The organism is Streptomyces sp. NPDC002795 (assembly GCF_042888725.1).
Classification (GTDB): domain Bacteria; phylum Actinomycetota; class Actinomycetes; order Streptomycetales; family Streptomycetaceae; genus Streptomyces.
Map to the genome: position 1 here is coordinate 406,493 of NZ_JBIAQB010000003.1, position 22,974 is coordinate 429,466.

Below are 22,974 nucleotides of genomic sequence, written 5' to 3' on the forward strand. Positions count from 1 at the left end.
CGGCTCTTGAGAAGGGAGGGGCAGTGCCCCTCGCAGCAACAGGGACCCTCGTGGGCGCGGCGGCGGACCGGCACGGCGCCGTGGCCGCGTTCAACGTGATCACCCTCGAACACATCGAGGCGGTCGTCGCCGGCGCCGAGGCGGTCGACGCCCCCGTCATCCTCCAGATCAGCGAGAACGCCGTGCGCTACCGCTACGGCCGCCTCCTGCCGCTGGCCCGCGCCGCGGTCGCGGCGGCCGAGGGCGCGCGCGTCGACGTAGGCCTGCACCTGGACCACGTACAGAGCGACGAACTGCTGCGGCAGGCCGCCGACGCCGGGTTCGGCTCGGTGATGTACGACGCCGCGCGTCTGCCCTACGACGAGAACCTCGCAGCTACCCGCGCCGCCGCCGACTGGGGCCACGCCAACGGGCTGTGGGTGGAGGCCGAGTTGGGCCAGGTCGGAGGAAAGGACGGGGCCGCGCCGCTGGACGCGCACGCGCCCGGCGCCCGCACCGACCCCGGCGAGGCCCGCGCCTACGTCACCGACACGGGTGTGGACGCGCTCGCCGTCGCGGTCGGCTCCTCGCACGCGATGACCACCCGCACCGCCATGCTCGACCACGACCTGCTGAAAAGGCTCGCCGACGGCCTCGACGTACCGCTGGTGCTGCACGGCTCGTCCGGCGTGCCCGACGATGAACTGGCGGCGGCCGTCCGCGGCGGCATCGCCAAGGTCAACGTGGGCACGGCCCTGAACATCGCGATGACCACCGCCATCCGCGAGTTCCTCACCGCACACCCGGAAGCGGTCGACTCGCGCAAGTACCTCGGGGTGGCGCGCGAGGCGATGGTGCGCACCGTGAGCGAACTCATCGGGGTGGTACGCGGCTGAGGGGCAGCCCTGTCACGGGCGCCAGTAGACGGACTTGACCCAGATCGTGGCGAGCGCGTCGATGGCGCGCTCCTCGTCCGCGGCGGTGCCGCCGTCGCCGTGCTCCATCCAGATGTAGCAGGAGTGCTCCAACATGGCCGAAAGGGCCGACGCCGTCAGCTCGGGGTCGGTCCCGGGGCAGTACCCGTCCTTCTGCGCCCGCCGGATCTCGGCGGCGATCATCCCGGTGCCCTCGGCGCGGATCGCCAGCCACCGGTCGCGGAACTCCTCCTCCAGCATCGACGCCTGGAACACCCCGACGAGTTCGCCGCGGTGTCTGCGGTACGTGTGCCAGAACGCGGCCACCGCCTCGCGCAGCGCCTCCTGGGGTGCGAGGCCCGCGCGGTAGGGCCGCTTCGTGAGCTCGGACGCCTCGTGGTGGAAGTCCTCGGCGAGCGCGGTCAGCAGGTCGGCCTTGGTGTCGTAGTAGTTGTAGAACGACGCCACCGACTTGCCGGCCTCGGCCGCGATGTCGCTGATCCGGGAGTTGAGATAGCCGTCCCTGGCGAACACGGTCCGGGCCGCGGCGCGGAACGCCTCGTCCGTCTCGCGGCCCTTCCGGGTCGCCTTCGCCGCGCGCTCGGCGCCCGGCCGGGCCGTGGTCGTCGCCTTGCGCGCGGGCCTGACGGTGTGTCTCCGCATGCTGCTGCCTCCCCCTGGTACCGGCGCGATGCTATCCGGTCGAAGATCGGCGCCGACCCGCAGCCCCAGGCCCGCGGTCACGACACCCGGCGAGCGTGCCCTGCCCAGAACGGCTCCCGCAACGGCCCCTTCAGCACCTTGCCCGTGGCGTTGCGCGGGAGGTGTGCGGCGACCGTGATTCCGGTCGGCGCCTTGAAGTGGGCGAGCCGTTCCCGCGCCCACGCGAGGAACTGTTCGGCCGCGAACTCCCCTTCTCCGTCGGCTTCTCCGTCAGCGGGAACGACCACCGCGTGCACCGTCTCGCCCCACCGCGGATGCGGCACGCCGATCACCGCGACCTCGCGCACCGCGGGATGCGCCGCGAGCACCGCCTCCACCTCGGCCGGGTACACGTTCTCACCGCCGGAGACGACCATGTCCTTGAGCCGGTCGACGAGGGTGAGATAGCCGTCGGCGTCGATCGTGCCGATGTCTCCTGTGCGGTAGAACCCGTCGGACGTGAGCACCTGGCGGGTGGCGACCGGATCGTTCCAGTAGCCGGGGAAGGGCGCCGCCCCGCGCACCTGGACCTCGCCGTGCTCGCCGAGCCGTATCTCCCAGCCCAGCGAGGGGCGGCCCGCCGAGGCGAGGCGGCCAAGCGACACGTCGTGGTCGGCGGGTGTCAGCGAGCTGATCGGCAGCGGTCCCGTCTCGGTGCTCGCGTACGCCTGCCGGAACCGGCAGCCCAGCGTGGTGACGGCCCGCTCCAGCACCTCGGGCCGGATGGCCGACGCCCCGTACACCACCTCGACCAGCGCGGACAGGTCGGGCGCTGTCGCGCGCGAGGCCACTTCCGACGTCACCGCGTCCACCAACGTCGGTACGAGCTGAGTGAGTTGGATGCGGCGGTTCGTCAGCTCGTCCACGAAGCGGGGTGGCACGAAGCCGTCCAGCAGATGCAGATGGCCGCCGGTGAACAGGGCGTAGCCCAGATTCACGAGCCCCGCGACGTGGAACAGCGGCAGAGCGCTCAGGTGGCGGGCGCCCGGCATGGCCTCCGGCACCTCCAGGGACATGAAGGTGGCGGCCGAGATCAGCATCTCGTGCGTGACCGGCACCAGTTTGGGTCGCCCGGTCGTGCCGCTGGTGTGCAGCAGCGCGCAGGGGGCGGAGGTCAGCATGCGTTCGTGGGTGCGTACGGGGGGCGTTGACCCGGCCGGGGGGTCGGGCAGCAGGGGGAGGACGGTGCCGCCGAACCCGTCGACCTTGCCCAGGAGTTGGGCTCCGGCATCGTCCGCCACGACATGACGCGCCCTCATCATGTCGAGCAGGACGGCCACTTCGGGCGGTGCGAGACGCCAGTTGACCGGCGCGGGCAGCGCCCCCGCCCGGAGCAGGCCGAAGAGCGTGACCGCCCACTCCACCCTGTTGTGCGCGAGCAGCGGGACGACGTCCCCCGGCGCCACCCCGGCCGCCGCGAGGCGCGCCGCCTCGCGCTCCACCGCGTCCGCCAACTCCGCGTAGCCGAGCTCGCCGCCCCGGTCGTCGCTGAGCGCGATCCGGTCGGCGTCGTGCGCGGCGCGCCAGTCCAGTACGTGCTGCCAGGCCGGCACGGCGTCAGCCGGCGGTGGCCGGGGTGACCCGGTCGGCCGCGGTCTTCGGGGTGTGGGCGACATCGCCGGGGGCGCCCATCTCCCGGCGCCAGCAGGCGAATTCGAGCAGGATGCCGTCCGGATCCTGGAAGTAGAAGGACCGCACGAAGACGCCGTCGTGCAGCTTCTCGGCGTACCCGTCCTCGCTGTCGTCGTGGTCGATGACCGGGCTGACCCGGACACCGTCCTCCTTGAGCTTGGCGCGGTACTCCAGGAACCGCTCCTCCGGCACATTGATCGCGACGTGGTTCATGGTGCCGACCGCCGAGATCCACTCGCCGATGCCCGGCACGGTCACGGGCCGGGACACCCCCGGCACCGCGTCGGGCGCGTCGGCGAACCAGAAGAACGCCAGCGCGTTGCCGCCGCCCATGTCGAAGAAGAAGTGCTGCCCGGTGCCGCCCGGGAACTCGATCGTCTTGATCAGGCGCATGCCGAGGACCCGTGTATAGAAGTCCACCGTGCGCTCCATGTCCGCACACACCAGGGCGAGATGGTTGACCCCGCCCAACTCGTACTTCGGGTTCCGCCATGTCATGTGCCGGACCTCCCTGTCGTCGACCGGTGAATCGTGTCCTGACGGTGAATCCTGTTCTGAATCTAAACTCAGATTCAGAACTGCGCTAGGGTGCCGACGCATCAGACGTTCTCGTCTGCCGTTCTCAGCCGTTCTTGTCAGCCGTTCTCGTCAGAGGAGGCAGCGCAGTGCAGGACATCACCAGGGAATTCGTCGGGTTGGCATCGCCACTGGTGGGGCGGGCAGGGGCGGGAGGCCACCCCTGCCAGGGCGTCTACCACCGCCCCGAGGGACACCGGCCGACCACCGCGTTCATCGCCACCCACTACAACGTGGACTTCTCCGAGCACTATTTGGCCTCGTATCTCGCCGAGCGTGGCTACGGCTTCCTCGGCTGGAACACCCGCTTCCGCGGCAACGAGCCGTACTTCCTCCTCGACCACGCGCTCGCGGAGATCGGCGTCGGTGTGCGCTGGCTCAAGGAGGTCGCGGGTGTCGAGCGCGTCGTCCTGCTCGGCAACTCCGGCGGCGGCTCCCTGATGGCCGCCTACCAGTCGCAGGCGGTCGAGCCGAACGTGCTTCCCACGGCGGGCGGCCGTCCCGTCGAAGCCATCCAACACCTCGACGCAGGTGACCTGTTCGTGGCCCTCGCCGCGCACTCGGGGCGTCCCGAGGTGCTCACGAACTGGATGGACCCGTCGGTCACGGACGAGACCGACGCCCTCTCCGTCGACCCGGACCTCGACCCCTTCGGCCCGCGCAATCCGGCCCCGTACGACGAGGAGTTCCAGCGGCGCTACCGGGCGGCGCAGCGGGCCCGCAACGAGCGGATCACCGACTGGGCACTCGAACGGCTCGACGCGCTGCGTGGCACCCGAGCCCGCGACCAGTTGTTCCAACTCCACCGCACCTGGGCCGACTTGCGCATGATCGACCCGGCCATCGAGCCTTCGGACCGCCGCCCCAACTGGTGCTACCTGGGCGAGCCCGCTCGCGCCAACTACGGCATGTTCGGCATCGGCAAGCAGTCCACCCTCCGCACCTGGCTGTCGATGTGGAGCCTGCGCACCTCGCAGTGCATCGCCGCCCCGCACCTGGCCCGGATCACCGTGCCGTCCCTCGTGGTGCACGCGACGGCCGACGCCTGCGTGTACGACAGCGACGCGGACGCGCTGTTCCGCCATCTCGCCGCCCCGGACAAGCGCCTCGAAACCGTCAAGTCCGACCACTACCTTCAGGAGCCGGACGACACCCGGTCCCTGGCCGCCGACCTGATCGCGAACTGGGTGGCACAGCGCACGCCGTGACGTGGGAGACGTACGCAGTCGGAGGGAAACGGACGGAGACGCACGGATGCAGAGCTGGATCCATGTCCTGGAATGGCGGGCCACCACGCGCCCGGACATTCCCGCACTGATCGACGACCGGGGGACCCGCCTCACCTACGCCGAGCTGCTCGCCGCGGTGGAACGCCGGGCCGGTGGCTGGGCGCGGGCGGGTGTCGCTCCCGGAGACGTGGTCGCGGTGATCGCGCGCAACAGCGCGGACTTCTTCGTCCACTCCTTCGCGCTGATGCGCGTCGGCGCCATCCCCGCACTCATCAACTGGCGCCTGTCGTCAGGGGAGTTGAAGGACCTGTTCGACCTTCTCCGGCCGGTGGCCGTCGCCGCCGACGCGGAGTTCGCCGCGCCCCACGATCTCCCCCTACGCGTCCGGATCGGTGGCGGTCCGCTCCCCGAAGGATGGCGCGACGGCGAATCCCTGGACGCGCCCGCGCCCGCCCGGCCCGTCGAGCACCTGCGCGGCGACGCCGTCATGGCCCTGGTGCACAGCAGCGGAACCACGGGCAGGCCCAAGGCGGTTCCGCTGCGCCACGGGGCGCTCGTCACCAGCGTCGCCGCGTTCGCCCTGGAGATCGGCGACCAGGTCGCGGGTTCGCGCCACCTGCAACTGATGCCGCTCTTCCACCTGGGCGGACTCGGCCAGGCACTTCAAGTGCTGCTCACCGCGGGCACGTTGGTGATCCCGACGGCGTTCCGCCCGGCGGCGGCGATCGACACCGTCGACCGCGAGCGCATCCAGTTCTTCACGGCGGGCCCCTCCATCGTCGACATGCTCGTCGCCGAGGTACGCGGCCGTGACCACGCCCCCGACCTGTCGAGCCTGGTGGAGATCGCCTACGGTTCCGCGCCCATCACCCCGACCTCGCTGGAGGCGGCCCTCGGCACGTTCGGGTGCCGGTTCCGGCAGATCTACGGCAACACCGAGAGCCAGAGCATGATCAGCCTGCTGGCGCCCGACGACCATCAGCCGGACAACCCGCACCTGGCCACGGCGGGCCGGATCTCCTTCGGCTGGGAGGTCGCGATCGTCGACCCGGCCGGACGGCCGGTGCCCACCGGCGAGGCGGGCGAACTCCTGATCCGCGGCGACTGCCTCATCAACGGCTACTGGAACGCCCCGGAGACCACCGCCGAGGCCTTCACGGACGGCGGCTGGTACCGCACGGGCGACATCGCCCGGCTCGACGCCGACCGCTACCTGACCATCCTCGACCGGGCCACCGACATGATCATCACCGGCGAGGAGAACGTCTACCCCGCGGAGGTCGAGGCGGTCCTCGCGCGCCACCCCGACATCACCGAGGCCGCGGTCGTCGGCCGCCCCGACGCGCGTTGGGGCGAGGCCGTGCACGCCGTCGTCGTACCGGCAGAGGGCCGGGCGCCGACGGCGGAGACGGTCATCGCCTTCACCCGCGAGCACCTGGCCCACTTCAAATGCCCCCGCAGCGTGGAGTTCACCGCCGAACTGCCCCGCACCACGACCGGCAAGGTACTCAAGCGCGAGCTGCGCAGCCGCCGCACCACCCAGCCCTCCTGAGGAGTGCCCATGGACGACCAGCTCATCGACAGGTTCTTCACCGCCATCGAGGCCGGCGACATCGACACCGTCCGCTCCCTGTACGCGCCGCACGCGGTCATCTGGCACAACGACGACCTCGTGGAACAGTCCGTCGAGGACAACCTCAAGGTGCTGCGAGGCCTGCACCGCACGGTCGCCGACCTCCACTACGAAATCATCCGCCGCGCCCGCCTCGACGACGGCATCCTCCAACAGCACGTCCTGCACGGCACGTTGCCCGGCGGCGCCGCGGTGACGCTGCACGCCGCCATGTACGTACGGATCGAGGACGGCCTGATCAGCCGCATCGACGAATACCTGGACTCCGCCCACCGGGCCACGATTCGGGCGGCGCGGGAGGCGCACTCGGGCTGACCTCAGCCCAACGCCCCCTCGTGGTACCGAACCCCCGGATTCCACAGCAGGAATCCCTTGATGCCGTCGGAGCGGGCCGCGTCGAGTTGGGCGCGGACCTCCTTGTCGCCGTACGGGACGCCGAGGGAGAAGTCCTGGATCCAGGGGACGATCTGCGCGTCGGTGTGCCGGGTCTTCTTCGCGAAGGCGGCGAGGGAGCGCTTGGTGATCGGGTACGGGTGGGAGTTGGGGTCGGAGACGCCGTACTCGCCCTTCGCCCAGTGCGAGGGGTAGATCATCGGTGCGATGTAGTCGGACTCCTGCGCGAGCAGACCGACGTCCTGGGCGATCTCCTTCGGCCGGTCGACGGCGATGCCGAACACCGAGACACCGAGGAACGCGTCGTGCTCGCGGACGGCGGCACGCGTCTCGCCGACGACATCGGCGACGGACCGCTCGGGCGTGGTGTCACCGAGGCCCGGGAAGGACATCTTGGTCATCGGGCCGTCGGGACGGCGGATGTAGTCGTAGAGGATGTCGTCGAAGCCCAGCTTCGCGGCCTCCGCTGCCAGATCGATGTTGTACCGCCTGACCTCCTTGTTCGCGAAGTTGGTGAACGACAACTGGCCGTAGCTGCCGCCGTTGTAGGCACCCCCGCCCGGAGTGCGCACCACGCGGTCGCGGTGCCCGGACTTCCACGACGTGGTGGCGAGGATCGGATCACGGAAGGCCACGATGCGGCCGACGACCGTGCCGCCCGCGGCGTGGATCTCCTTGATGGCCTTCTTCGCGTCGTAATAGCCCTTGACGGCGCCGACGCTCTTCGCCAGCGGCACCTTGGAGGCGTAGCCGATCTCGCCGAGCTCGTCCTTGATGTCGAGCTGCACGGCGTTGATCTTCTTCTGCTTCAGCATCTTCATGACCGGCCCCCGCAGCGCGTCGGAGGCCCAGCCCTGGGCGCTGACGTGGGCGGCTCGCAATGTCGGGCGGTGCACGGTGAGTTCGGCGTCCCGGCGGGCGGTGTTGCCCGCCGCGTCGGTCGCGGTGACCGTCGTACGTCCCGGTGGGCGCGGGAGCCGCACGGCGAAGGCGCCGTCCTTCGCGGGCCTCGTCGTGCGCCCCGCGACGGATATCTTCCGCGCGCCGGCCGCCGTGCCCCTGACGGTGACGGGTTCACGGAAGCCGTCCGCCGTGGTGTCGGCCACCTTGAGGCGGGGTGCCTCGGTGTCGACGGTCAGTTTTCGGACGATCTCGGTGTCACCGGCGGGCCAGGAACCGGGGTGGGTGACACGCAGTTCGTGTGTGCCGTCCTTGATGTCACCCAGGCCGACGGAGAGGCTGCCGTGCACGGCCCGCGTCCGCAGGGGCTCGCCGTCGAGGGTGACCTTGGTGCCTTTGAGTGCGTCGCCCTCCGCGCCGGTGACCTCGAACTCTCCCGTACGCAGGAGTTGCGCGCCCAGCTTGCCGTCGCTCGGCAGGCCGACGACGCTCGGAGTGGTTCCGTGTGCGGCACGTAGCGAGAGTGTGCCGCCTATGGCGAGAACCAGTGCGAGCAGTACGCAGACGAGGATGACCGGCCTTCTGCGGGGGAAGCCCGCCGGGGAAGCGCCGACCGCAGGGGCGGAAACGGAACCGGACGAGCGGGAGGTGGGAGAGGAGCGGAGCCAGTTCTTCCAGTCGAGCCGCATCAGCAGATCCTCCAGGAGGTCTCGTGCGTCGTGGTCTACTGCGTCTTCTTGGCGTTCACCGGTCCGGCACAACTGCCGTATCTGCTCTGGTCCTTGCGATGGCCGCGGTCTCCTGCGGCGGTACCGGGAGCGATGCGCCGGTTGACGGGGCCAGGACCCCGGAGTCCGCCGGTGACCGGCAGGCTTCCCGTTCCCCGGCGTCCGGACACCCGTCCGGGGCAGCGAAACCGGCCAAACCTCCGGCGCCGGACAAGGTGCGCGCCAACGAGCTGGGCGCCGTGCCGGTGCTCATGTACCACCAGGTCCTCGAACGCCCGAAGAGCGCGTACGACCGGACACCCAAGGAACTCCGCGCCGAACTGGAACGACTCGTCCGCGAGGGGTACGTGCCCGTGACCGCCGCCGACTACGAGACGGGCGACATCGACATCCCGGCCGGCGCCCACCCGGTCGTCCTCACCTTCGACGACTCCACCGACAGCCAGTTCCGCCTCGGCGCCGACGGCGAACCCACCGATGACTGCGCGGTCGGTGTCCTGCGCGCCGTCGCCCGCGACCATCCGCGCTTCAAGGCCCGCGCGACCCTGTTCGTGAACGGCGACGCGTTCGCCGCCACCGGCCAGAAGAAGGCCCTGACCTGGCTGGAGAAGAACGGCTTCGAGATCGGCAACCACACCCTCGACCACGCCAATCTCGCGCAGGTCGGCGCCGCCGAGGCACGCGAACAGATCGCCGCGGGCCAGCGCTCCATCGTGCGCGACGTCCCCGGCGCGGACGTCCGTTCCTTCGCGCTCCCGTACGGCGTCCGGCCCGAACCCGCCGACCTCGCCCTGACCGGCAGCGCGTCCGGCACGGCGTACAAGAACAGGGGCGTCTACCTCGTCGGCGCGAACCCGGCCCCCTCCCCGTACGCGGACTCCTTCGACCCGGCCGGGATCCCGCGCATCCGCTCGGCCCCCGCCAAGGGCAAGGACGCGAACTACAGCTCCGCGCACTGGCTCGACCAGCTGTCGGCGGGGAAGCTCGCGCGCTACACATCCGACGGCGACCCGGACCACATCTCGTACCCGAAGGACACGGGGACGCGCCCGGGAAAGTCGGCGGCCAAGGGGGAGCTCCGGCCGTACTGAGCCGCGCACCGTACTGAGCCGCGCACCGCACCGAGCCGCACGGGTCCGGTGTCTTCGTGAACACTGGGCCCATGAACGAACTGTTCGCCCGCGACCGCACGGAGCCCGCCCCCGGCGCTGTCCACGTCCCCGACTGGCTCCACGAGGACGAACAGCGGCACCTGGTCGAGCTGTGCCGCACATGGGCGCGCCCGCCCGCGGGCCTGCGCGACGTGCGGCTGCCGGGCGGGGGCCGGATGAGCGTGCGGCAGTTCGGACTCGGCTGGCACTGGTACCCGTACGGATACGCCCGCACCGTCGTCGACGGCGACGGGGAGGCGGTGAAACCGATGCCGGACGAGCTGGTGGCGCTCGGCCGACGCGCCGGCGCAGCGGCCTACGGCGAGGGACACACCCCCGATCCGTACGACATCGCCCTGATCAACTACTACGACACCGACGCCCACATGGGCATGCACAAGGACCGCGACGAGAGGTCGCCGGCGCCGGTGGTGTCCCTCAGCCTCGGTGACACCTGCGTCTTCCGGTTCGGCAACACCGAGACCCGTACGAAGCCGTACACGGACGTCGAGCTGCGCAGCGGGGACCTGTTCGTGTTCGGCGGCGACTCGCGGTTCGCGTACCACGGGGTGCCGAGGACCGAGCCGGGGACGGCGCCGCCCGGGCTCGGCCTGAGCGGGCGGCTCAACATCACGTTGCGGGTCAGCGGCTTGTAGGGAGGGTGGGCGCAAGGATCGGCCGCGGGGCGTTCACCGGCTACCATTCCTGAGCGTGATCAGGGCGAGGAGTTGCTGATGGGCGGCGGCAAGGCGGCCTCCGGGACCGGGGGCCACACGGCGGGCGATGCGGCCGGGCGGCCACCACGTCTGGAGCGGGGGCGCAGCGCGCTCGGTCCCGCGCTCGAACTCGTGCACACCGGGCGGGCTCCCACCCGCGCCGTGCTGACGGCCGAGCTGGGGGTGACCCGCGCGACGGCGGGCGCCGTCGCCGCGGAGCTGGAGGCGCTCGGCCTCATCCGCATCGACGCGAAGCCGAGCGCGGCATCCGGTTCCCAGGGCCGCCCCTCGCACCGCCTCTCCGTCGCCGACGAAGGACCGGTCGCGCTGGCGGCACAGGTCCACTCCGACGGCTACCGGGCGGCGCTCGTCGGCCTCGGCGGCGGCATCGTCGCCACCACGCCGGGCTGCGAGATCATCGACCCGGACCCGGCGGACGTACTGCGTTCGGTGGTGGAGGCGGGCGTCCGGCTCCTCGAATCCTCGGGACGACGTTGCGTGGGCGCGGGTCTCGCCGTCCCCTCCGCGGTCGCCGAACCCGACGGCACGGCCCTCAACCCCCTCCACCTGGCCTGGCCGGTGGGCGCGCCGGTGCGGCAGATTTTCACCGACTGCGTACGCGAATCGGGCCTGGACATCCCGGCGTTCGCGGCCAACGACGTCAACCTGGGAGCGCTCGCCGAGCACCGCCACGGCGCGGGACGCGGCGCCCGCGACCTCCTCCTCGTGGCGACCGGCCACCGCGGAGTGGGCGGCGCCCTCGTCCTCGACGGCCACCTCCACACCGGCAGTTCGGGCCTCGCCCTGGAAGTCGGCCACCTCACGGTGAACCCCGAGGGACGCCCCTGCCACTGCGGGAGCCGCGGCTGCCTGGACGTCGAGGCCGACCCGCTCGCCTTCCTCACCGCGGCGGGCCGCGCCCCCGACCCCGGCGGCTCGCTCCTGTCCCAGGCCCGCGGCCTGCTGACCGAGGCGAAGGACGACCCGGACGTCCGCGCGGCGACAGCCCTCCTCATCGACCGCCTCGGCCTCGGCCTCGCCGGCCTGGTCAACATCCTCAACCCGGACCGCATCGTCCTCGGCGGCCTCCACCGCACCCTCCTCGACGCCGACCCCGAGCGCCTCCGCGCCGTGGTGGCGGACCGCAGCCTGTGGGGCCGCAGCGGCAGCGTCCCGATCCTGGCATCGACACTCGACCACAACAGCCTGGTGGGCGCGGCGGAACTGGCCTGGCAGCCGGTCCTGGACGATCCGCTGGGGGCCCTCAGCGGAGGGTGACCCCGACCGCCTCCGCGACCGGCTCCTGCCGCACCGCCGCCTCGTTCCTACGCGCCATCAGATCCGGTACGAGCGAGGCGATCCCGGCGAGCGCGAGGACGTAGTCGGTGCGTCCGACGACACGCATTCCGCCGATCACGGTGTAGCGCTTGCTCCGCATCCTCCAGAATCTCCACCTGGTCCGCCGTCACCGCCACTCGACCGAAAACGCCTGCGCCGGATTGTCCACCAGGATCCGCTCCACCGCCCCCTCGCCCAGCACCGCTTCGAGGCGCGGGCGGACCCGGCGCAGCAGGTACGGCATGCCGGGGCCGCCCGTCACCGATCGCGCCCCGGCGGTCGTCGTGTCGCCGCCGAGCAGGAGGCGGTCGGCGTGGCCCGCGTCGGACAGGGCCGTGAGGGCGTCCGGCATCCGCCAGTCCGTGGCGTGGTTCGCCCGTGAGGGGCCGTCGAAGGCCAGGTACGCGCCCGAGTCGGCGGCCTCCCGCTGGGCCACGAGGTCGGGGGAGCGGTTGAGGTGGCCGAGGATGACGCGGTGCGCGGGCACCTCCAACTCCTCGCACAGCAGGTCGAGTACGTCCAGCGCACCCGTGCCCAGCTCCAGGTGGACGGCGATCGGCGCGCCGGTCGCATGGTGTGCCTCGGCCGCGGCCGCCATCGTCCAGCGGGCGTGCGCGTCCAGGGTGTGAAAGCCGCCGGCGACCTTGATCAGGCCGGCGCGCACCTCGCTGTCGGCGATGCCCTCGGTGAGCTCGCGTACGAAGACCTCGGCGAGGTCGTCGCGCCGGGCGGCCAGCAACTCCTCGGTGTAGTGGGCGGATTGGTGCAGGCCGGTGGCAGCCACGATGTGCACGCCCGTCGCCTCGGCGAGCGCGGGCAGGTCCGAGGCGTGGCGGCCGAGCCCGTGCGGCGTCCACTGCACGACGGTGCCGCCGCCCACGGCCGCGTACGCCTCCAGCTCCTGGTGCGCGAGTGTGGCGTCGTCCAGTTCCTGGCCCGGCAGTACGGGGCTCCGGAAGAAGACGTGGTCGTGCGCGTTGACCACGCCCAACTGGCCTGGATCCAGGTCACCTTGGACGCTGCGGACGGACCCGACCCCGCTCACCACTGCCGCCCACGCGGAAGGCTCGCGCGCTCGGGCTGCGCGAGGTGCAGGACCTCGTATCGGTCGCCGGGGGCCTTGGGGGTGTCGTGCTCCCAGAGGGAGAAGGTCAGCAGCTCCCAGGTGCGGGGGTCGATGGCCGACGCCGCGAACAACACGCCTTGCTCTTGGGCGAGTTGGTCGGTCCCCTCTACTGCCTCGGCGGTCAGTTTCGGGAGGTCGGCGCCCGCCTCGATCGGCGTCCGCTGCCGCACGGCCGTCCGCCCCCGCGCCGTGGCCGCGCCCCCCTCGTCGTACGCGATGCCCGTCCAGTGCTGGACGACGGGACGCCCGAAGTCGGCGACGATGCCCTGGAATCCCGCGCCCCAGAGGAAGGCGTTCATGCCGGCCGCCCCGTTCCACAGGTAGAACGGGGCGTACTGGTTCACCGGCGAGCCGTCCACGCCGCGCTCCCGCATCAGATACGCCTTGGCGCCGAGGCCGGGGAAGTCGTCGAGCAAGTGGCCCTTGGTCTCCACGCGGCGGCGGATGATGCCCATGTCGTAATCGGCCGGCAGCGTGATCTCGTACTGCATCGCGTGCATGAATCGCGTCCTCAGTGGTCGGCGGCAGCGTAGGTGGTGGTGGGTGCGGCGGGGGAGAGGAGCGCGAGCAGGCCGCGCACGCCCGCGTCGAACGCCTTCGTGTCGCCCGATGCCCGCGCCAGGACGTAACCGCCCTGTACGGTCGCCACGATCGCCGCCGCGATCTCGCGCGGCACCAGGTGGGGCGCCAACTCGCCGTCGTCCACGCCCTCTTGGACGGCATCGGCGATCCGGCTCTCGACGTACGAGATCGTCTCGTCGACCGGCGCCCGCAGCTCGTCGCTGGCGATCACGTCCGGGTCCATCGTCAGCCGCCCGACAGGACAGCCGCGCAGCACATCGCGTTCGCGGAGCAGATACGCCGCTATCCGCTCGTACGCCGAACCGCCGCCGCCGAGCACCCGGTCGACCATCGTCCGCATCTCGTCCCCGGTGCGCCGTATCGAGGCGAGCGCCAGGTCCTGTTTCCCGGTGAAGTGGTGGTACATGCTGCCCTGGCCGACGCCCGCGCGCTGCAGGATCGCCTTCGGGCTGGTGCCCACGTAACCGCGCTCCCACAGGAGCTCGCGGGTGGTCTCGATCAGTCGCTCCTGGGTGGTGGCCATGGCATCCACCGTACATACCAGTAGTTACAGATTCAATGCCCCGCCTCAGAACCCAGCCATCTCAGAACCCAGCCATCTCAGAACCCAGCCATCTCAGGACCCAGCCATCTCAGAACCCAGCCATCGGGACCCGTCCCTGGCGCCCATGCGCTGAACGTACCGACCCAGCACACCCAGCATGATCACCTCGCACCCGAGCATCACCCTCTCCACCAGACCGATCAGCTCCCGCCCACCCGGCCCCGCCGAGTACGCCATCACCCCGGCCCCGGCCACCGCGAGCAGGGACAGTGCACGCAGCCACCACGCGGTGCGCCCCGCCTTGGAGGTGAGCCGCCGCGCCAGGACAAGACCGGCCGCCGGCAGCGCCGCGAACGCCGCGACGGACGCGTAGCGGTGCACATACGCCGATCCGGTCAGCTGCGTGGTGAGCGGATCCGTCGGCACCACGGCCGCGAGCACGAGCCCCGCACCCCAGATCGCCAGCAGCACGGACGGCAGCCCGCGCATCGCCGGGAGCCGTCTTCTCGCCACCGCGAGGAGCAGCAGTGAGACGAGGCCGAGCGAGGCTATGGCGGTCTCGATCGGTCCGCCGCGGTCAAGCGCCGCGAAGTCGCTGACGGTGAGGGACAGTTGACTGAGCCCCGGATCGGTGTCCCGGGGAGCCAGCAACGCCGCCATCATCGCCACGACCACGGTGGTCCACACCGCGGGGGCGAGCAGCCGGCCAGACGCCCCGGGCCGGCCGAAGGCGAACCGTCGGCCGAAGGCGATCCGCAGGCCGAAGGTGTCTCGTCTCGAAGTGTTCTTCACGGTCCGATCCTCCAGCCCGAGAGGGCCCACACACATGCGGGCAGCCCCGGACGCACCCCTGATCCGGCCCCTGACACGCATCAGGGTCGGCCGATCGGCAGGGAGCAGCCGCACACCCCACACGTACTCCCACGGAGGTACGCACAGTGCCGCTGGCCGTACGACGCCTTCGGCCCCCTCCCGGCGGGACGCTCGAGTCATCACCACCAGTGGACGCCCGGCACACCGGCCCGGTGCCACCGCGACAAGAGGAGATGAGTCGGATGCAGACCCTCGCAGAGTTCGGACCCGGCAACGGACCCGGTCCCTGGATCCTGTTCTTCCCGCTGATCTGGGCCGCCGTCATCATCGGTGGCGTCACCCTGCTGCGCCGCACCGTCTGGCGCGGGCGACGCGGACCGTGGCGCCCGGGCGGCCCGCGTTCCGGCGGCCCCCGCTTCGACGAGAACTCGCCGATCGCCGTCCTCGGCCGGCGCTTCGCCGCGGGCGAGATCGACGAGGAAGAGTACTGGCGCCGACTGACCGTCCTGAACGAGGAGTTCGGCCACGACAGCCACTACGGCCAGTACGCCGCCGACGGCAAGACGAAGGGCGGCGCGTCATGAGCACCGCCGCGACGCTCACCCCCACCGCCCTCGCGGCACGCGTCGACAACGCCGTCAAGGTGTACGGGTCCGGGGACACCGCCGTCCGTGCCCTCGACTGCGTGAGCGTCGGCTTCCGCGCCGGACGGTTCACCGCGATCATGGGCCCGTCCGGCTCCGGGAAGTCGACCCTGATGCACTGCGCGGCGGGCCTCGACACCCTCACCGAGGGAGCCGTGTACATCGGTGACACCGACCTCGGCTCCCTCGACGACCGACGGCTGACCCTGCTGCGGCGCGACCGCGTCGGGTTCGTGTTCCAGGCGTTCAACCTGGTCCCGACGCTGAACGTCGCCGAGAACATCACGCTGCCGATCGACCTGGCGGGCGAACGCCCCGACCGCGAGTGGCTCGACGCGCTCGTCGATGTCGTAGGACTGCGCGACCGGCTGCACCACCGGCCCGCCGAACTCTCCGGCGGACAGCAGCAACGCGTCGCCGTGGCACGGGCGTTCGCGGGCAGGCCCGACGTCGTCTTCGCCGACGAACCCACCGGAAACCTCGACTCCCGCTCCGGCGGCGAGGTGCTCCGGCTCCTCGGCGACACGGCCCGCCAGGCCTCGCGCACGGTCGTCATGGTCACCCACGACCCGGTTGCCGCCGCCCACGCCGACGAGGTCGTCTTCCTCGCGGACGGCCGCCTCGTCGACCGGATGGAACGGCCGACCGCGGACCGGGTCCTCGACCGGATGAAGGCGTTCGACGGCACCACGTCAACGAGTGGGGGTGAACCGTCATGAACGCCTCCGTCCGCCTCAGCCTCACCTCGCTGCGCGCCCACAAGCGGCGCTTCGCCGGAACGTTCAGCGCGGTCCTGCTCGGTGTCGCGTTCCTCGCGGGCACCCTCGTCATGGGCGACACCCTGCGCGCGAGCTTCGACTCGATGTTCGCGGGCGCCGGCAGCGGCACCGACGCCGTCGTGCGCTCCGGCAACGTCATCACCACCCCCGGCGAGAGCCAGGGCACCCGCCGCCCGGTGGACGCCTCGCTCGCCGACGACCTGGCGAAGGTGCCGGGCGTCGCCGCGGCGGCGCCGAACATCCAGGGCGCGGGACAACTCGTCGACGCCCACGGCGAACCCATCGGCGGACAGGGCCCGCCCACCCTCGCCGGCAACTGGATCGACGACCCCGAGCTCAACGCGTACCAGCTCGCCGACGGCCGCACTCCGCACAACAGCGGTGAGGTCGTCATCAACCGCGGCGCCGCGAAGACCGGCGATCTGTTGGTCGGTGACACGACGACACTGCGCACACCCGACCCGGTGAAGGTCACCATCGTGGGCCTGGCCACCTTCGGTGGCGAGGACGGCATGGCGCAGACCACCTTCACCGGCATGACCCGCGCCGACGCCGAGAAGTACCTCACCCCGAAGCCGGGGGAGGCGTCCACCATCCAGGTGCGGGCGGGGCCCGGCGTCAGCCAGCAGGAGCTCGTCGACTCGCTGACTGGCCACCTCCCCAAGGGAGTTGAGGTCGTCACCGGTCAGGAGTCGGTGCAGGAGAACACCGACATGATCTCCGGCCAGTTCCTCTCCCTGTTCACGACCTTCCTTCTGGTCTTCTCCGGTGTCGCGCTGCTCGTCGCGACCTTCTCCATCCACAACACCTTCGCCATCGTCGTGGCCCAACGCTCCCGCGAGAACGCCCTATTGAGGGCTCTCGGCGCGGCCCGCCGGCAGATCGCGTCGGCGACCCTCGTCGAGGCGACCGCGGTCGCCGTGGTGGCCTCGGCCGCAGGAATCGCGGGCGGCATCGGTATCGCGGCGGGGCTCCAGGCGTTGTTCCCCGCCATCGGATTCCCTTTCCCCGAAGGGGACTTGGTGATCAGTCCGCTGTCCATGCTGCTGCCGCTCGCCGTCGGCATCGTGGTGTGCGTCGGCTCCGCCCTGCTGCCCGCCCTGCGGGCCGGGCGCACCGCGCCGCTGGCCGCCCTGCGCGAGAGCACCGTCGACGACTCCGGTGCCTCACGGCGTCGCGCCGTCATCGGAGGCGTGCTGGGTGTGGCCGCGATCGCGGCGACCCTCGTAGGCGTCCTGGTGTCCCCGTCGATCACCCTCGCGGGCATCGGCGCCGTGCTCGTCCTCGCGTCGTTCGTCGTACTCGGCCCCGTCGCGTCCACGTCCGCCGTACGGGCCCTGGGCGCGCCGCTCGACCGGCTGCGCGGGGCCACCGGCGGGCTCGCGAGGCGCAACGCCCTGCGCAGCCCGAAGCGCACGGCCGCCACGGCGAGCGCCCTGATGATCGGCGTCGCGGTGGTCTCCCTGTTCACCGTCTTCGGGGCCTCGCTGAAGGCGACCATGGACCAGACCGTGAACCGTTCCTTCGCCGGCGACGTCGCCGTCTCCACCCCGTCGTTCGGCGCGGGCGGCAGCGGCCTCAGCCCGAAACTGGCGTCCGCGATCGCCGAACGGCCCGAGGTGGCCACTGCGGTCGGCCTCGGCAGCGGCGTCGCCGACGTCGAAGGCAAGGGGCGCGCCCTCACCGTCACCGACCCGGCCGTCCTCGCGAAGTCGTTCGACCTCGGCACGGTCAGTGGCTCGATGGACGACCTCGGGAAGAACGGCATCGCGATCACCCGCTCCGAGGCCGACAGCCGGCACCTCGCGGTCGGCGACACGGCACGGCTCGCCTTCACCGACGGCAAGAAGGAACCCTTCACGGTCCGCGCCGTCTACGGCCAGTCCGAGCTCGCCGGCGACTACGTGATCTCGCGCGAGGCCTGGTCACCGCACCGTACGCAGGACGCCGACAGGCTGGTCTCCGTCACCTTCAAGGACGGAGTCTCCACGGCCGACGGTACGAAGGCGGTCGAGAAGGTCGCGGCGGCGTACGGAAATCCGGATGTGCAGACCCGTGACGCGTACGCGCAGTCCTCGGCGTCCGGCATCGACATGATGCTCACGCTCGTCTACGCGCTGCTGGCCCTGGCCGTCGTCATCGCGCTGCTCGGCATCGCCAACACCCTCACCCTCGCCGTGCACGAACGGACCCGTGAGCTGGGCCTGTTGCGCGCCGTCGGCCAGACCCGCGGGCAGCTGCGGGCGATGGTCCGCTGGGAGTCGGTGCTCGTCGCCGCGTTCGGCACGGCGGGCGGGCTCGTGCTCGGCGGGTTCCTCGGCTGGGTCCTGGTGAAGGCGTCCGACGGGGCGAGCGACAGCGCCTTCGCGTTCGCGCTGCCGCCGGGCCGGCTGGCGATCGTGGCCCTCGTCGGGCTCGCCGCCGGCGCCCTCGCGGGCCTGCGCCCCGCCCGCAGGGCGGCACGCCTGGACGTACTGCGGGCCATCGCCACCGAGTGAGCGACGCACCTTCGGTGATCACCGCCCGGTCAGCCTGCGACGGCCGACCGGGCGGGAGCATGCGGGGACACCTTGCGCTCGTGTGTGTCCGTGTGGCGCGCGGGATGTGTCGCGTACACCGGGTACGGCGCGATGGCCATCGCCGGCGCGGGGGCCGGCAGGACGAACCAGACGACCTTGCCGCCCTCGCGGTGCGGCCGTACGCCCCAGCTCTCGCTCACCGCGGCGATCATCGCGAGTCCGCGGCCGCAGGTGGCGAGGGAGTCGGCGTCCCGAACCTCGGGGAGCCTCGGGTCGTGGTCGTGCACCGAGACCGTGAGCCTGCCGCTGAGCAGCTCGATCTCCACGGTGCAGAGCTTGTCCGGCTCCGCGTGCCGGTGGACGTTGGTCAGAAGCTCGGTGACGCCGAGCGCGGCCATCTCGATCAACGAATCGAGATGCCAGTAGCGCAACTGCGCCGAGACGATTCTGCGGACCTGACCTATCCGCGACGGCAGGGCATGGAGCTCCACCGTGCAATGCCTGTTCGGCTGGCTGATCACGGCTACGACTCCCCGAATTGAGTCCGGAAGAAGACGAAAACGGATCGAGCGGTGCGACCGCGCTGTGACAGGACTGCCCGCTCCGTGTCCGGCGGGCTGGTTCGCAGCGTTATCGCCGGTAAACCCTGAGTAGTGATGTGTGACCAGCGTGACCCAGGGGGCGTGGGCGTGCAACTTCGCCGGCTGTCCGCTGTGGTGCGGGGCGCTATCCGGTGCGTGAGGTGGCGGCACGCACGGCCTCGATGAACCGCCGGGCCGCGGGCGGTCCCGAGGTGCCGCCAGGTCCGCCGAGGCGCAGCAGATAGCGCCGCCCGTCCACGTCGGCCATCGCCCGGTCCTCGGCGCCGAACCACGGCCTGCCCGCGCGGACTTCACCCAGCGGGGCGCTGTCGATCTCGCTCCCGTAGCTCGTGAGCAGCTCCAGCCTGCCGCCCGTGATCCGGATCTGTCCCGCCCGGGTCAGTGATCGCAGGCGCCGGCCGATGCGCACGCCCGTCGCCGTGAACTCCGGCTCCGCCATGCCGATTCGCCCCCTTGAGTACGTGTCTGCGGTGCAGTCTGCACGCACCTGGCCAGGAGCACCAGTGCACATGTGGACGCGCTGTGAAGCACTGGGGGCAACTTCGGCGCGCGCCCCCTCGCACGCACGTTCCCGGCCTCTCCCGGCATCCAGGGCGCGTGTTCCGCCACCCTCCCAGGCGTTCCTTTGAGACGCTCAAAGATGCGTTTATGCAGGTGAGAAGCGTGCGCAAGGTGCCTATGATCGTGGTGTCCGGCTGTCGTCGGCGCCCCGGACCGGCGCGCGGAACGACGGCCGGACACGACGAGAAGGAGCCAATCGGTGAGCACCACGGAACAAGGTCGGCCCTCGGGCGAGGGCGCGGCGCCCGGCCCCCTGCCGACGCTCGACGTCGACCACACGGACCCCGGCTACCGTGCGTGGCTCAAAGAAGCGGTACGCAAGGTGCAGGCGGACAACAACCGCTCGGCCGACACACACCTGCTGCGCTTCCCGCTCCCCGAGCAGTGGGGCATCGACCTCTACCTGAAGGACGAGTCGACCCACCCCACGGGCAGCCTCAAGCACCGTCTGGCCCGCTCGCTCTTCCTCTACGGGCTGTGCAATGGCTGGATCCGCCCCGGTCGCCCCGTCATCGAGGCGTCGAGCGGTTCGACGGCGGTCTCGGAGGCGTACTTCGCGAAGCTGATCGGCGTCCCCTTCATCGCGGTGATGCCGCGTACGACCAGCGCCGAGAAGTGCCGACTGATCGAATTCCACGGCGGCCGGTGCCACTTCGTGGACGACTCCAGGACGATGTACGCGGAGTCCGCGGCCCTCGCGTCCCGCACCGGCGGCCACTACATGGACCAGTTCACGTACGCGGAGCGGGCCACGGACTGGCGCGGGAACAACAACATCGCCGAGTCGATCTATCGCCAACTCTCCCTGGAGCGCTACCCGGAGCCCACCTGGATCGTCGCCACGGCGGGCACCGGCGGCACCTCGGCGACGCTCGCCCGCTACGTCCACTACATGCAGCACGACACCCGCATCTGCGTCGCGGACCCCGAGAACTCCTGCTTCTTCGAGGGCTGGACGACCGACAACCCCGACGCGACGAGCGACTGCGGCTCCCGCATCGAGGGCATCGGCCGCCCCCGCATGGAACCGAGCTTCGTGCCGGGTGCCATCGACCGCATGATGAAGGTCCCCGACGCGGCGAGCGTCGCGGCGGTACGCGCCCTGGAGTCGGCCATCGGCCGTAGGGCGGGCGGTTCGACGGGTACGGGCCTGTGGAGCGCCCTCAAGATCGTCGCGGAAATGGTGGCGGAGGGCCGCACGGGCAGCGTGGTCACCCTGATCTGCGACCCCGGCGACCGCTACCTTGACAAGTACTACTCGGACGACTGGCTGAGGCAGCAGTCCCTGGACATCACCCCATACGCGAAGGCGATCACACGCCTGCTGGAAACGGGGGAGTGGCCACATTCAAGCCCGGCCGTCCCATCAAGCCCCGCCGGCGATTGAGGCGCGGGGGCAGGGGCAGAGCCCCGCAACGTCAACCACGCCGCGGCGCAACGTCAACCACCCCTCACGCGGGCGCCGCCGCCAACCTCCGGTCAAGCGCCCCCACAGCCCCCCGAAACGCCCGCCCCAACCCGCCCCTCCCGAGCCTCATCCCCACCCGCACCCCAGCACCCGCATCCACGGCGAACGTCCACCGCACCCGGGACCCCCCACCGGGAACCCCCTCGATCCGCCACTCCTCCACCATCGCCCGGATCCCCGGCACATTGGTCTCGTCAACGCGATACGCGTAGACCTCAGCGGGCTCCGCGGCGACAATCGTCTCCAGGAACCGCGTCCCACCCTTGAGCCGGACCTCCCGCCGCGCCCCACCGTCCAGCGGCCGCGCAAGCGTCACCGCGGAGAACCACTCGGGCCACCCGGCGACATCCTCGGCGAGCGCCCGGTACACGGCATCCGGGGAAGCCGACACCTCACGGGCGAACACGAGCCGCAACGGCGCACTGTCGACGAAGTCGAGCTCGACGGGGAGAAGACGGCGTGCCATGAAGGTTCAGCCCCCAAGGTTGAAAGCGACGGATGCGACATCCGGGTCAACGGGCTTCGCCCGTACCCGAGTTGACGTGCTCCAGGTGCCCGGACCCGGCCACCATAACTGGCGCACCGTCAGATGTCTGTACCGTCCTCGGGCTCCCCGGCCACCACGAGCCGCATGTGCTCGGCGACCTCCGCCCGCGCCTCGACCGGCAGCCCGCCGTCCGTCACCAACGTGTCCACCTGGTCGAGCGCGGCGAACGAACTGAGCCCCACCGTCCCCCACTTGGTGTGGTCCGCCACCACGACGACCCGCCGCGCGGACTGCACCAGCCGCCGATTCGTCTCCGCCTCCGCCAGGTTCGGCGTGGACAGTCCTGCCTCCGGGCTTATGCCGTGCACCCCGAGGAACAGCACGTCGAAGTGGAGCGCCGCGATCGCCTGGTCGGCGACGGGGCCCACCAGCGAGTCCGACGGCGTGCGCACCCCGCCGGTCAGCACCACCGTCGCCGCCCCCTGCCGGGACGCCGCACCGCGCTGCGACGCGTGGAAGACATCGGCCACCCGCACCGAGTTGGTCACCACCGTGAGGTCCGGAACGTCGAGCAACTGCTGGGCCAGCGCGAACGTCGTCGTACCACCGGAGAGCGCGATCGCCGTGCCGGGCGCGGCCAGTGGCGCCGCGGCGCGCGCGATGTCCTCCTTGGCGGTCAACTCCAGGCCCGACTTGGCCTCGAAACCGGGCTCATGGGTGCTGGCCTCGACGACCGGGACCGCTCCGCCGTGCACCTTCTCGACGACGCCCTGCCGGGCCAGCGCGTCCAGATCGCGCCGGACCGTCATGTCGGAGACGCCGAGCTTCCTGGTCAGCTCGTTGACCCGGACGCCGCCGCGCCGACGGACCTCGTCGATGATCAGGGCGCGGCGCTGCTCCGCGAGGAGGTTCTGATTCTCGCTCACGTCCGTCGGATCCTTCCGGCTCGTCCCGCCTG

General features: G+C 71.4%; 24 protein-coding genes. 11 read left to right on the forward strand and 13 right to left on the reverse strand.

The annotated features are described in order from the left end of the window. The first annotated feature begins 23 nt into the window (after window positions 1–23). Window positions 24–875 carry a ketose-bisphosphate aldolase gene (locus tag ACFYWS_RS11180; protein WP_389272905.1) on the forward strand — a complete coding sequence of 284 codons (852 nt, stop codon included), beginning with the start codon at window positions 24–26 and terminating at the stop codon, window positions 873–875. 12 nt (window positions 876–887) lie between these two features. On the opposite strand, the gene ACFYWS_RS11185 is transcribed toward ACFYWS_RS11180, so the two are convergent. From ACFYWS_RS11185 to ACFYWS_RS11195, 3 genes are all read right to left on the reverse strand, one after another. Continuing rightward, the gene (locus tag ACFYWS_RS11185; protein ID WP_389272908.1) at window positions 888–1,556 is read right to left on the reverse strand and encodes a TetR/AcrR family transcriptional regulator; all 669 of its coding nucleotides are present in this window, start codon (window positions 1,554–1,556) and stop codon (window positions 888–890) included. A gap of 77 nt (window positions 1,557–1,633) precedes the next feature. Then, on the reverse strand, window positions 1,634–3,148 hold the full coding sequence (locus ACFYWS_RS11190) for a class I adenylate-forming enzyme family protein (protein ID WP_389272911.1): 1,515 nt from the start codon (window positions 3,146–3,148) through the stop codon (window positions 1,634–1,636). A 4-nt stretch (window positions 3,149–3,152) separates the two neighbouring features. After that, window positions 3,153–3,725: a VOC family protein gene (locus ACFYWS_RS11195; RefSeq protein WP_389272914.1), complete on the reverse strand. Its 573-nt coding sequence runs from the start codon at window positions 3,723–3,725 to the stop codon at window positions 3,153–3,155. A 167-nt stretch (window positions 3,726–3,892) separates the two neighbouring features. Here ACFYWS_RS11195 and ACFYWS_RS11200 point away from each other — a divergent pair, with 167 nt between their 5' ends. Genes ACFYWS_RS11200 through ACFYWS_RS11210 form a run of 3 tightly spaced genes read left to right on the forward strand, consistent with a single transcriptional unit; the run spans window position 3,893 to window position 6,980 of the window. After that, window positions 3,893–5,011, forward strand: a complete 1,119-nt coding sequence (locus tag ACFYWS_RS11200) for a hypothetical protein (RefSeq protein ID WP_389272918.1) — start codon at window positions 3,893–3,895, stop codon at window positions 5,009–5,011. A 46-nt stretch (window positions 5,012–5,057) separates the two neighbouring features. Beyond that, on the forward strand, window positions 5,058–6,584 hold the full coding sequence (locus tag ACFYWS_RS11205) for a class I adenylate-forming enzyme family protein (RefSeq protein ID WP_389272921.1): 1,527 nt from the start codon (window positions 5,058–5,060) through the stop codon (window positions 6,582–6,584). Window positions 6,585–6,593: 9 nt separating this feature from the next. Further along, window positions 6,594–6,980 (forward strand): nuclear transport factor 2 family protein, encoded by a 387-nt coding sequence (locus ACFYWS_RS11210; protein WP_389272924.1) that lies wholly within the window; start codon window positions 6,594–6,596, stop codon window positions 6,978–6,980. A 2-nt stretch (window positions 6,981–6,982) separates the two neighbouring features. Here ACFYWS_RS11210 and ACFYWS_RS11215 read toward each other — a convergent pair whose 3' ends face one another. Next, window positions 6,983–8,647, reverse strand: coding sequence for a putative glycoside hydrolase (locus tag ACFYWS_RS11215; RefSeq protein WP_389272927.1), 1,665 nt, complete (start codon window positions 8,645–8,647; stop codon window positions 6,983–6,985). Between the two features lie 254 nt (window positions 8,648–8,901). Here ACFYWS_RS11215 and ACFYWS_RS11220 point away from each other — a divergent pair, with 254 nt between their 5' ends. From ACFYWS_RS11220 to ACFYWS_RS11230, 3 genes are all read left to right on the forward strand, one after another. Further along, the gene (locus tag ACFYWS_RS11220; RefSeq protein ID WP_389272930.1) at window positions 8,902–9,777 is read left to right on the forward strand and encodes a polysaccharide deacetylase family protein; all 876 of its coding nucleotides are present in this window, start codon (window positions 8,902–8,904) and stop codon (window positions 9,775–9,777) included. Window positions 9,778–9,848: 71 nt separating this feature from the next. Further along, a complete protein-coding gene (locus ACFYWS_RS11225; RefSeq protein WP_389272933.1) occupies window positions 9,849–10,493 on the forward strand; it encodes an alpha-ketoglutarate-dependent dioxygenase AlkB family protein in 645 nt (214 codons plus the stop codon). A 78-nt stretch (window positions 10,494–10,571) separates the two neighbouring features. Continuing rightward, window positions 10,572–11,831: an ROK family protein gene (locus tag ACFYWS_RS11230; RefSeq protein ID WP_389272936.1), complete on the forward strand. Its 1,260-nt coding sequence runs from the start codon at window positions 10,572–10,574 to the stop codon at window positions 11,829–11,831. Here the strand turns inward: ACFYWS_RS11230 and ACFYWS_RS11235 are convergent. The 5 genes from ACFYWS_RS11235 to ACFYWS_RS11255 form a co-directional block, all read right to left on the reverse strand. Next, window positions 11,818–11,991 (reverse strand): hypothetical protein, encoded by a 174-nt coding sequence (locus ACFYWS_RS11235; protein ID WP_389272939.1) that lies wholly within the window; start codon window positions 11,989–11,991, stop codon window positions 11,818–11,820. The genes ACFYWS_RS11230 and ACFYWS_RS11235 overlap by 14 nt on opposite strands. A 27-nt stretch (window positions 11,992–12,018) precedes the next feature. After that, window positions 12,019–12,939 carry a phosphotriesterase gene (locus tag ACFYWS_RS11240; RefSeq protein ID WP_389272942.1) on the reverse strand — a complete coding sequence of 307 codons (921 nt, stop codon included), beginning with the start codon at window positions 12,937–12,939 and terminating at the stop codon, window positions 12,019–12,021. After that, window positions 12,933–13,517, reverse strand: a complete 585-nt coding sequence (locus tag ACFYWS_RS11245; protein WP_389272944.1) for a DUF4865 family protein — start codon at window positions 13,515–13,517, stop codon at window positions 12,933–12,935. Before ACFYWS_RS11245 ends, ACFYWS_RS11240 begins: the two co-directional genes overlap by 7 nt. 11 nt (window positions 13,518–13,528) lie before the next feature. Then, a complete protein-coding gene (locus tag ACFYWS_RS11250; protein ID WP_389272947.1) occupies window positions 13,529–14,122 on the reverse strand; it encodes a TetR family transcriptional regulator in 594 nt (197 codons plus the stop codon). 93 nt (window positions 14,123–14,215) lie between these two features. Further along, complete coding sequence (locus ACFYWS_RS11255; protein ID WP_389272950.1) at window positions 14,216–14,935, reverse strand: DUF998 domain-containing protein; 720 nt, start codon at window positions 14,933–14,935, stop codon at window positions 14,216–14,218. A gap of 263 nt (window positions 14,936–15,198) precedes the next feature. Here ACFYWS_RS11255 and ACFYWS_RS11260 point away from each other — a divergent pair, with 263 nt between their 5' ends. Genes ACFYWS_RS11260 through ACFYWS_RS11270 form a run of 3 tightly spaced genes read left to right on the forward strand, consistent with a single transcriptional unit; the run spans window position 15,199 to window position 18,877 of the window. Beyond that, window positions 15,199–15,540, forward strand: a complete 342-nt coding sequence (locus tag ACFYWS_RS11260; protein WP_389272953.1) for an SHOCT domain-containing protein — start codon at window positions 15,199–15,201, stop codon at window positions 15,538–15,540. Further along, on the forward strand, window positions 15,537–16,319 hold the full coding sequence (locus ACFYWS_RS11265) for an ABC transporter ATP-binding protein (RefSeq protein ID WP_389272956.1): 783 nt from the start codon (window positions 15,537–15,539) through the stop codon (window positions 16,317–16,319). Before ACFYWS_RS11260 ends, ACFYWS_RS11265 begins: the two co-directional genes overlap by 4 nt. Beyond that, complete coding sequence (locus ACFYWS_RS11270) at window positions 16,316–18,877, forward strand: ABC transporter permease (RefSeq protein ID WP_389272959.1); 2,562 nt, start codon at window positions 16,316–16,318, stop codon at window positions 18,875–18,877. The genes ACFYWS_RS11265 and ACFYWS_RS11270 overlap by 4 nt, the downstream gene beginning before the upstream one ends. Before the next feature lie 29 nt (window positions 18,878–18,906). Here ACFYWS_RS11270 and ACFYWS_RS11275 read toward each other — a convergent pair whose 3' ends face one another. After that, complete coding sequence (locus ACFYWS_RS11275) at window positions 18,907–19,419, reverse strand: ATP-binding protein (RefSeq protein WP_389272963.1); 513 nt, start codon at window positions 19,417–19,419, stop codon at window positions 18,907–18,909. Between the two features lie 205 nt (window positions 19,420–19,624). Continuing rightward, complete coding sequence (locus ACFYWS_RS11280; protein WP_389272966.1) at window positions 19,625–19,939, reverse strand: hypothetical protein; 315 nt, start codon at window positions 19,937–19,939, stop codon at window positions 19,625–19,627. Between the two features lie 321 nt (window positions 19,940–20,260). Between ACFYWS_RS11280 and ACFYWS_RS11285 the strand changes: the two genes are divergently transcribed. Further along, window positions 20,261–21,448 carry a PLP-dependent cysteine synthase family protein gene (locus ACFYWS_RS11285; RefSeq protein WP_389272969.1) on the forward strand — a complete coding sequence of 396 codons (1,188 nt, stop codon included), beginning with the start codon at window positions 20,261–20,263 and terminating at the stop codon, window positions 21,446–21,448. A 64-nt stretch (window positions 21,449–21,512) separates the two neighbouring features. On the opposite strand, the gene ACFYWS_RS11290 is transcribed toward ACFYWS_RS11285, so the two are convergent. Next, a complete protein-coding gene (locus ACFYWS_RS11290) occupies window positions 21,513–21,995 on the reverse strand; it encodes an SRPBCC family protein (RefSeq protein WP_389272972.1) in 483 nt (160 codons plus the stop codon). 119 nt (window positions 21,996–22,114) lie between these two features. After that, entirely contained in the window at window positions 22,115–22,942 is an 828-nt protein-coding gene (locus ACFYWS_RS11295) for a DeoR/GlpR family DNA-binding transcription regulator (RefSeq protein WP_328634412.1), read from the reverse strand. Window positions 22,943–22,974 lie beyond the last annotated feature (32 nt).

What these genes read in the sequence shown, in the direction of transcription:
- ACFYWS_RS11195 (WP_389272914.1), bottom strand. Translation starts at nt 3,725, where the DNA reads ATGACATGGCGGAACCCGAAGTACGAGTTGGGCGGGGTCAACCATCTC.
- ACFYWS_RS11230 (WP_389272936.1), top strand. Translation starts at nt 10,572, where the DNA reads ATGGGCGGCGGCAAGGCGGCCTCCGGGACCGGGGGCCACACGGCGGGC.
- ACFYWS_RS11210 (WP_389272924.1), top strand. Translation starts at nt 6,594, where the DNA reads ATGGACGACCAGCTCATCGACAGGTTCTTCACCGCCATCGAGGCCGGC.
- ACFYWS_RS11225 (WP_389272933.1), top strand. Translation starts at nt 9,849, where the DNA reads ATGAACGAACTGTTCGCCCGCGACCGCACGGAGCCCGCCCCCGGCGCT.
- ACFYWS_RS11280 (WP_389272966.1), bottom strand. Translation starts at nt 19,939, where the DNA reads ATGGCGGAGCCGGAGTTCACGGCGACGGGCGTGCGCATCGGCCGGCGC.
- ACFYWS_RS11185 (WP_389272908.1), bottom strand. Translation starts at nt 1,556, where the DNA reads ATGCGGAGACACACCGTCAGGCCCGCGCGCAAGGCGACGACCACGGCC.
- ACFYWS_RS11235 (WP_389272939.1), bottom strand. Translation starts at nt 11,991, where the DNA reads ATGCGGAGCAAGCGCTACACCGTGATCGGCGGAATGCGTGTCGTCGGA.
- ACFYWS_RS11215 (WP_389272927.1), bottom strand. Translation starts at nt 8,647, where the DNA reads ATGCGGCTCGACTGGAAGAACTGGCTCCGCTCCTCTCCCACCTCCCGC.
- ACFYWS_RS11205 (WP_389272921.1), top strand. Translation starts at nt 5,058, where the DNA reads ATGCAGAGCTGGATCCATGTCCTGGAATGGCGGGCCACCACGCGCCCG.
- ACFYWS_RS11290 (WP_389272972.1), bottom strand. Translation starts at nt 21,995, where the DNA reads ATGGCACGCCGTCTTCTCCCCGTCGAGCTCGACTTCGTCGACAGTGCG.
- ACFYWS_RS11260 (WP_389272953.1), top strand. Translation starts at nt 15,199, where the DNA reads ATGCAGACCCTCGCAGAGTTCGGACCCGGCAACGGACCCGGTCCCTGG.
- ACFYWS_RS11270 (WP_389272959.1), top strand. Translation starts at nt 16,316, where the DNA reads ATGAACGCCTCCGTCCGCCTCAGCCTCACCTCGCTGCGCGCCCACAAG.
- ACFYWS_RS11265 (WP_389272956.1), top strand. Translation starts at nt 15,537, where the DNA reads ATGAGCACCGCCGCGACGCTCACCCCCACCGCCCTCGCGGCACGCGTC.
- ACFYWS_RS11250 (WP_389272947.1), bottom strand. Translation starts at nt 14,122, where the DNA reads ATGGCCACCACCCAGGAGCGACTGATCGAGACCACCCGCGAGCTCCTG.
- ACFYWS_RS11245 (WP_389272944.1), bottom strand. Translation starts at nt 13,517, where the DNA reads ATGCACGCGATGCAGTACGAGATCACGCTGCCGGCCGATTACGACATG.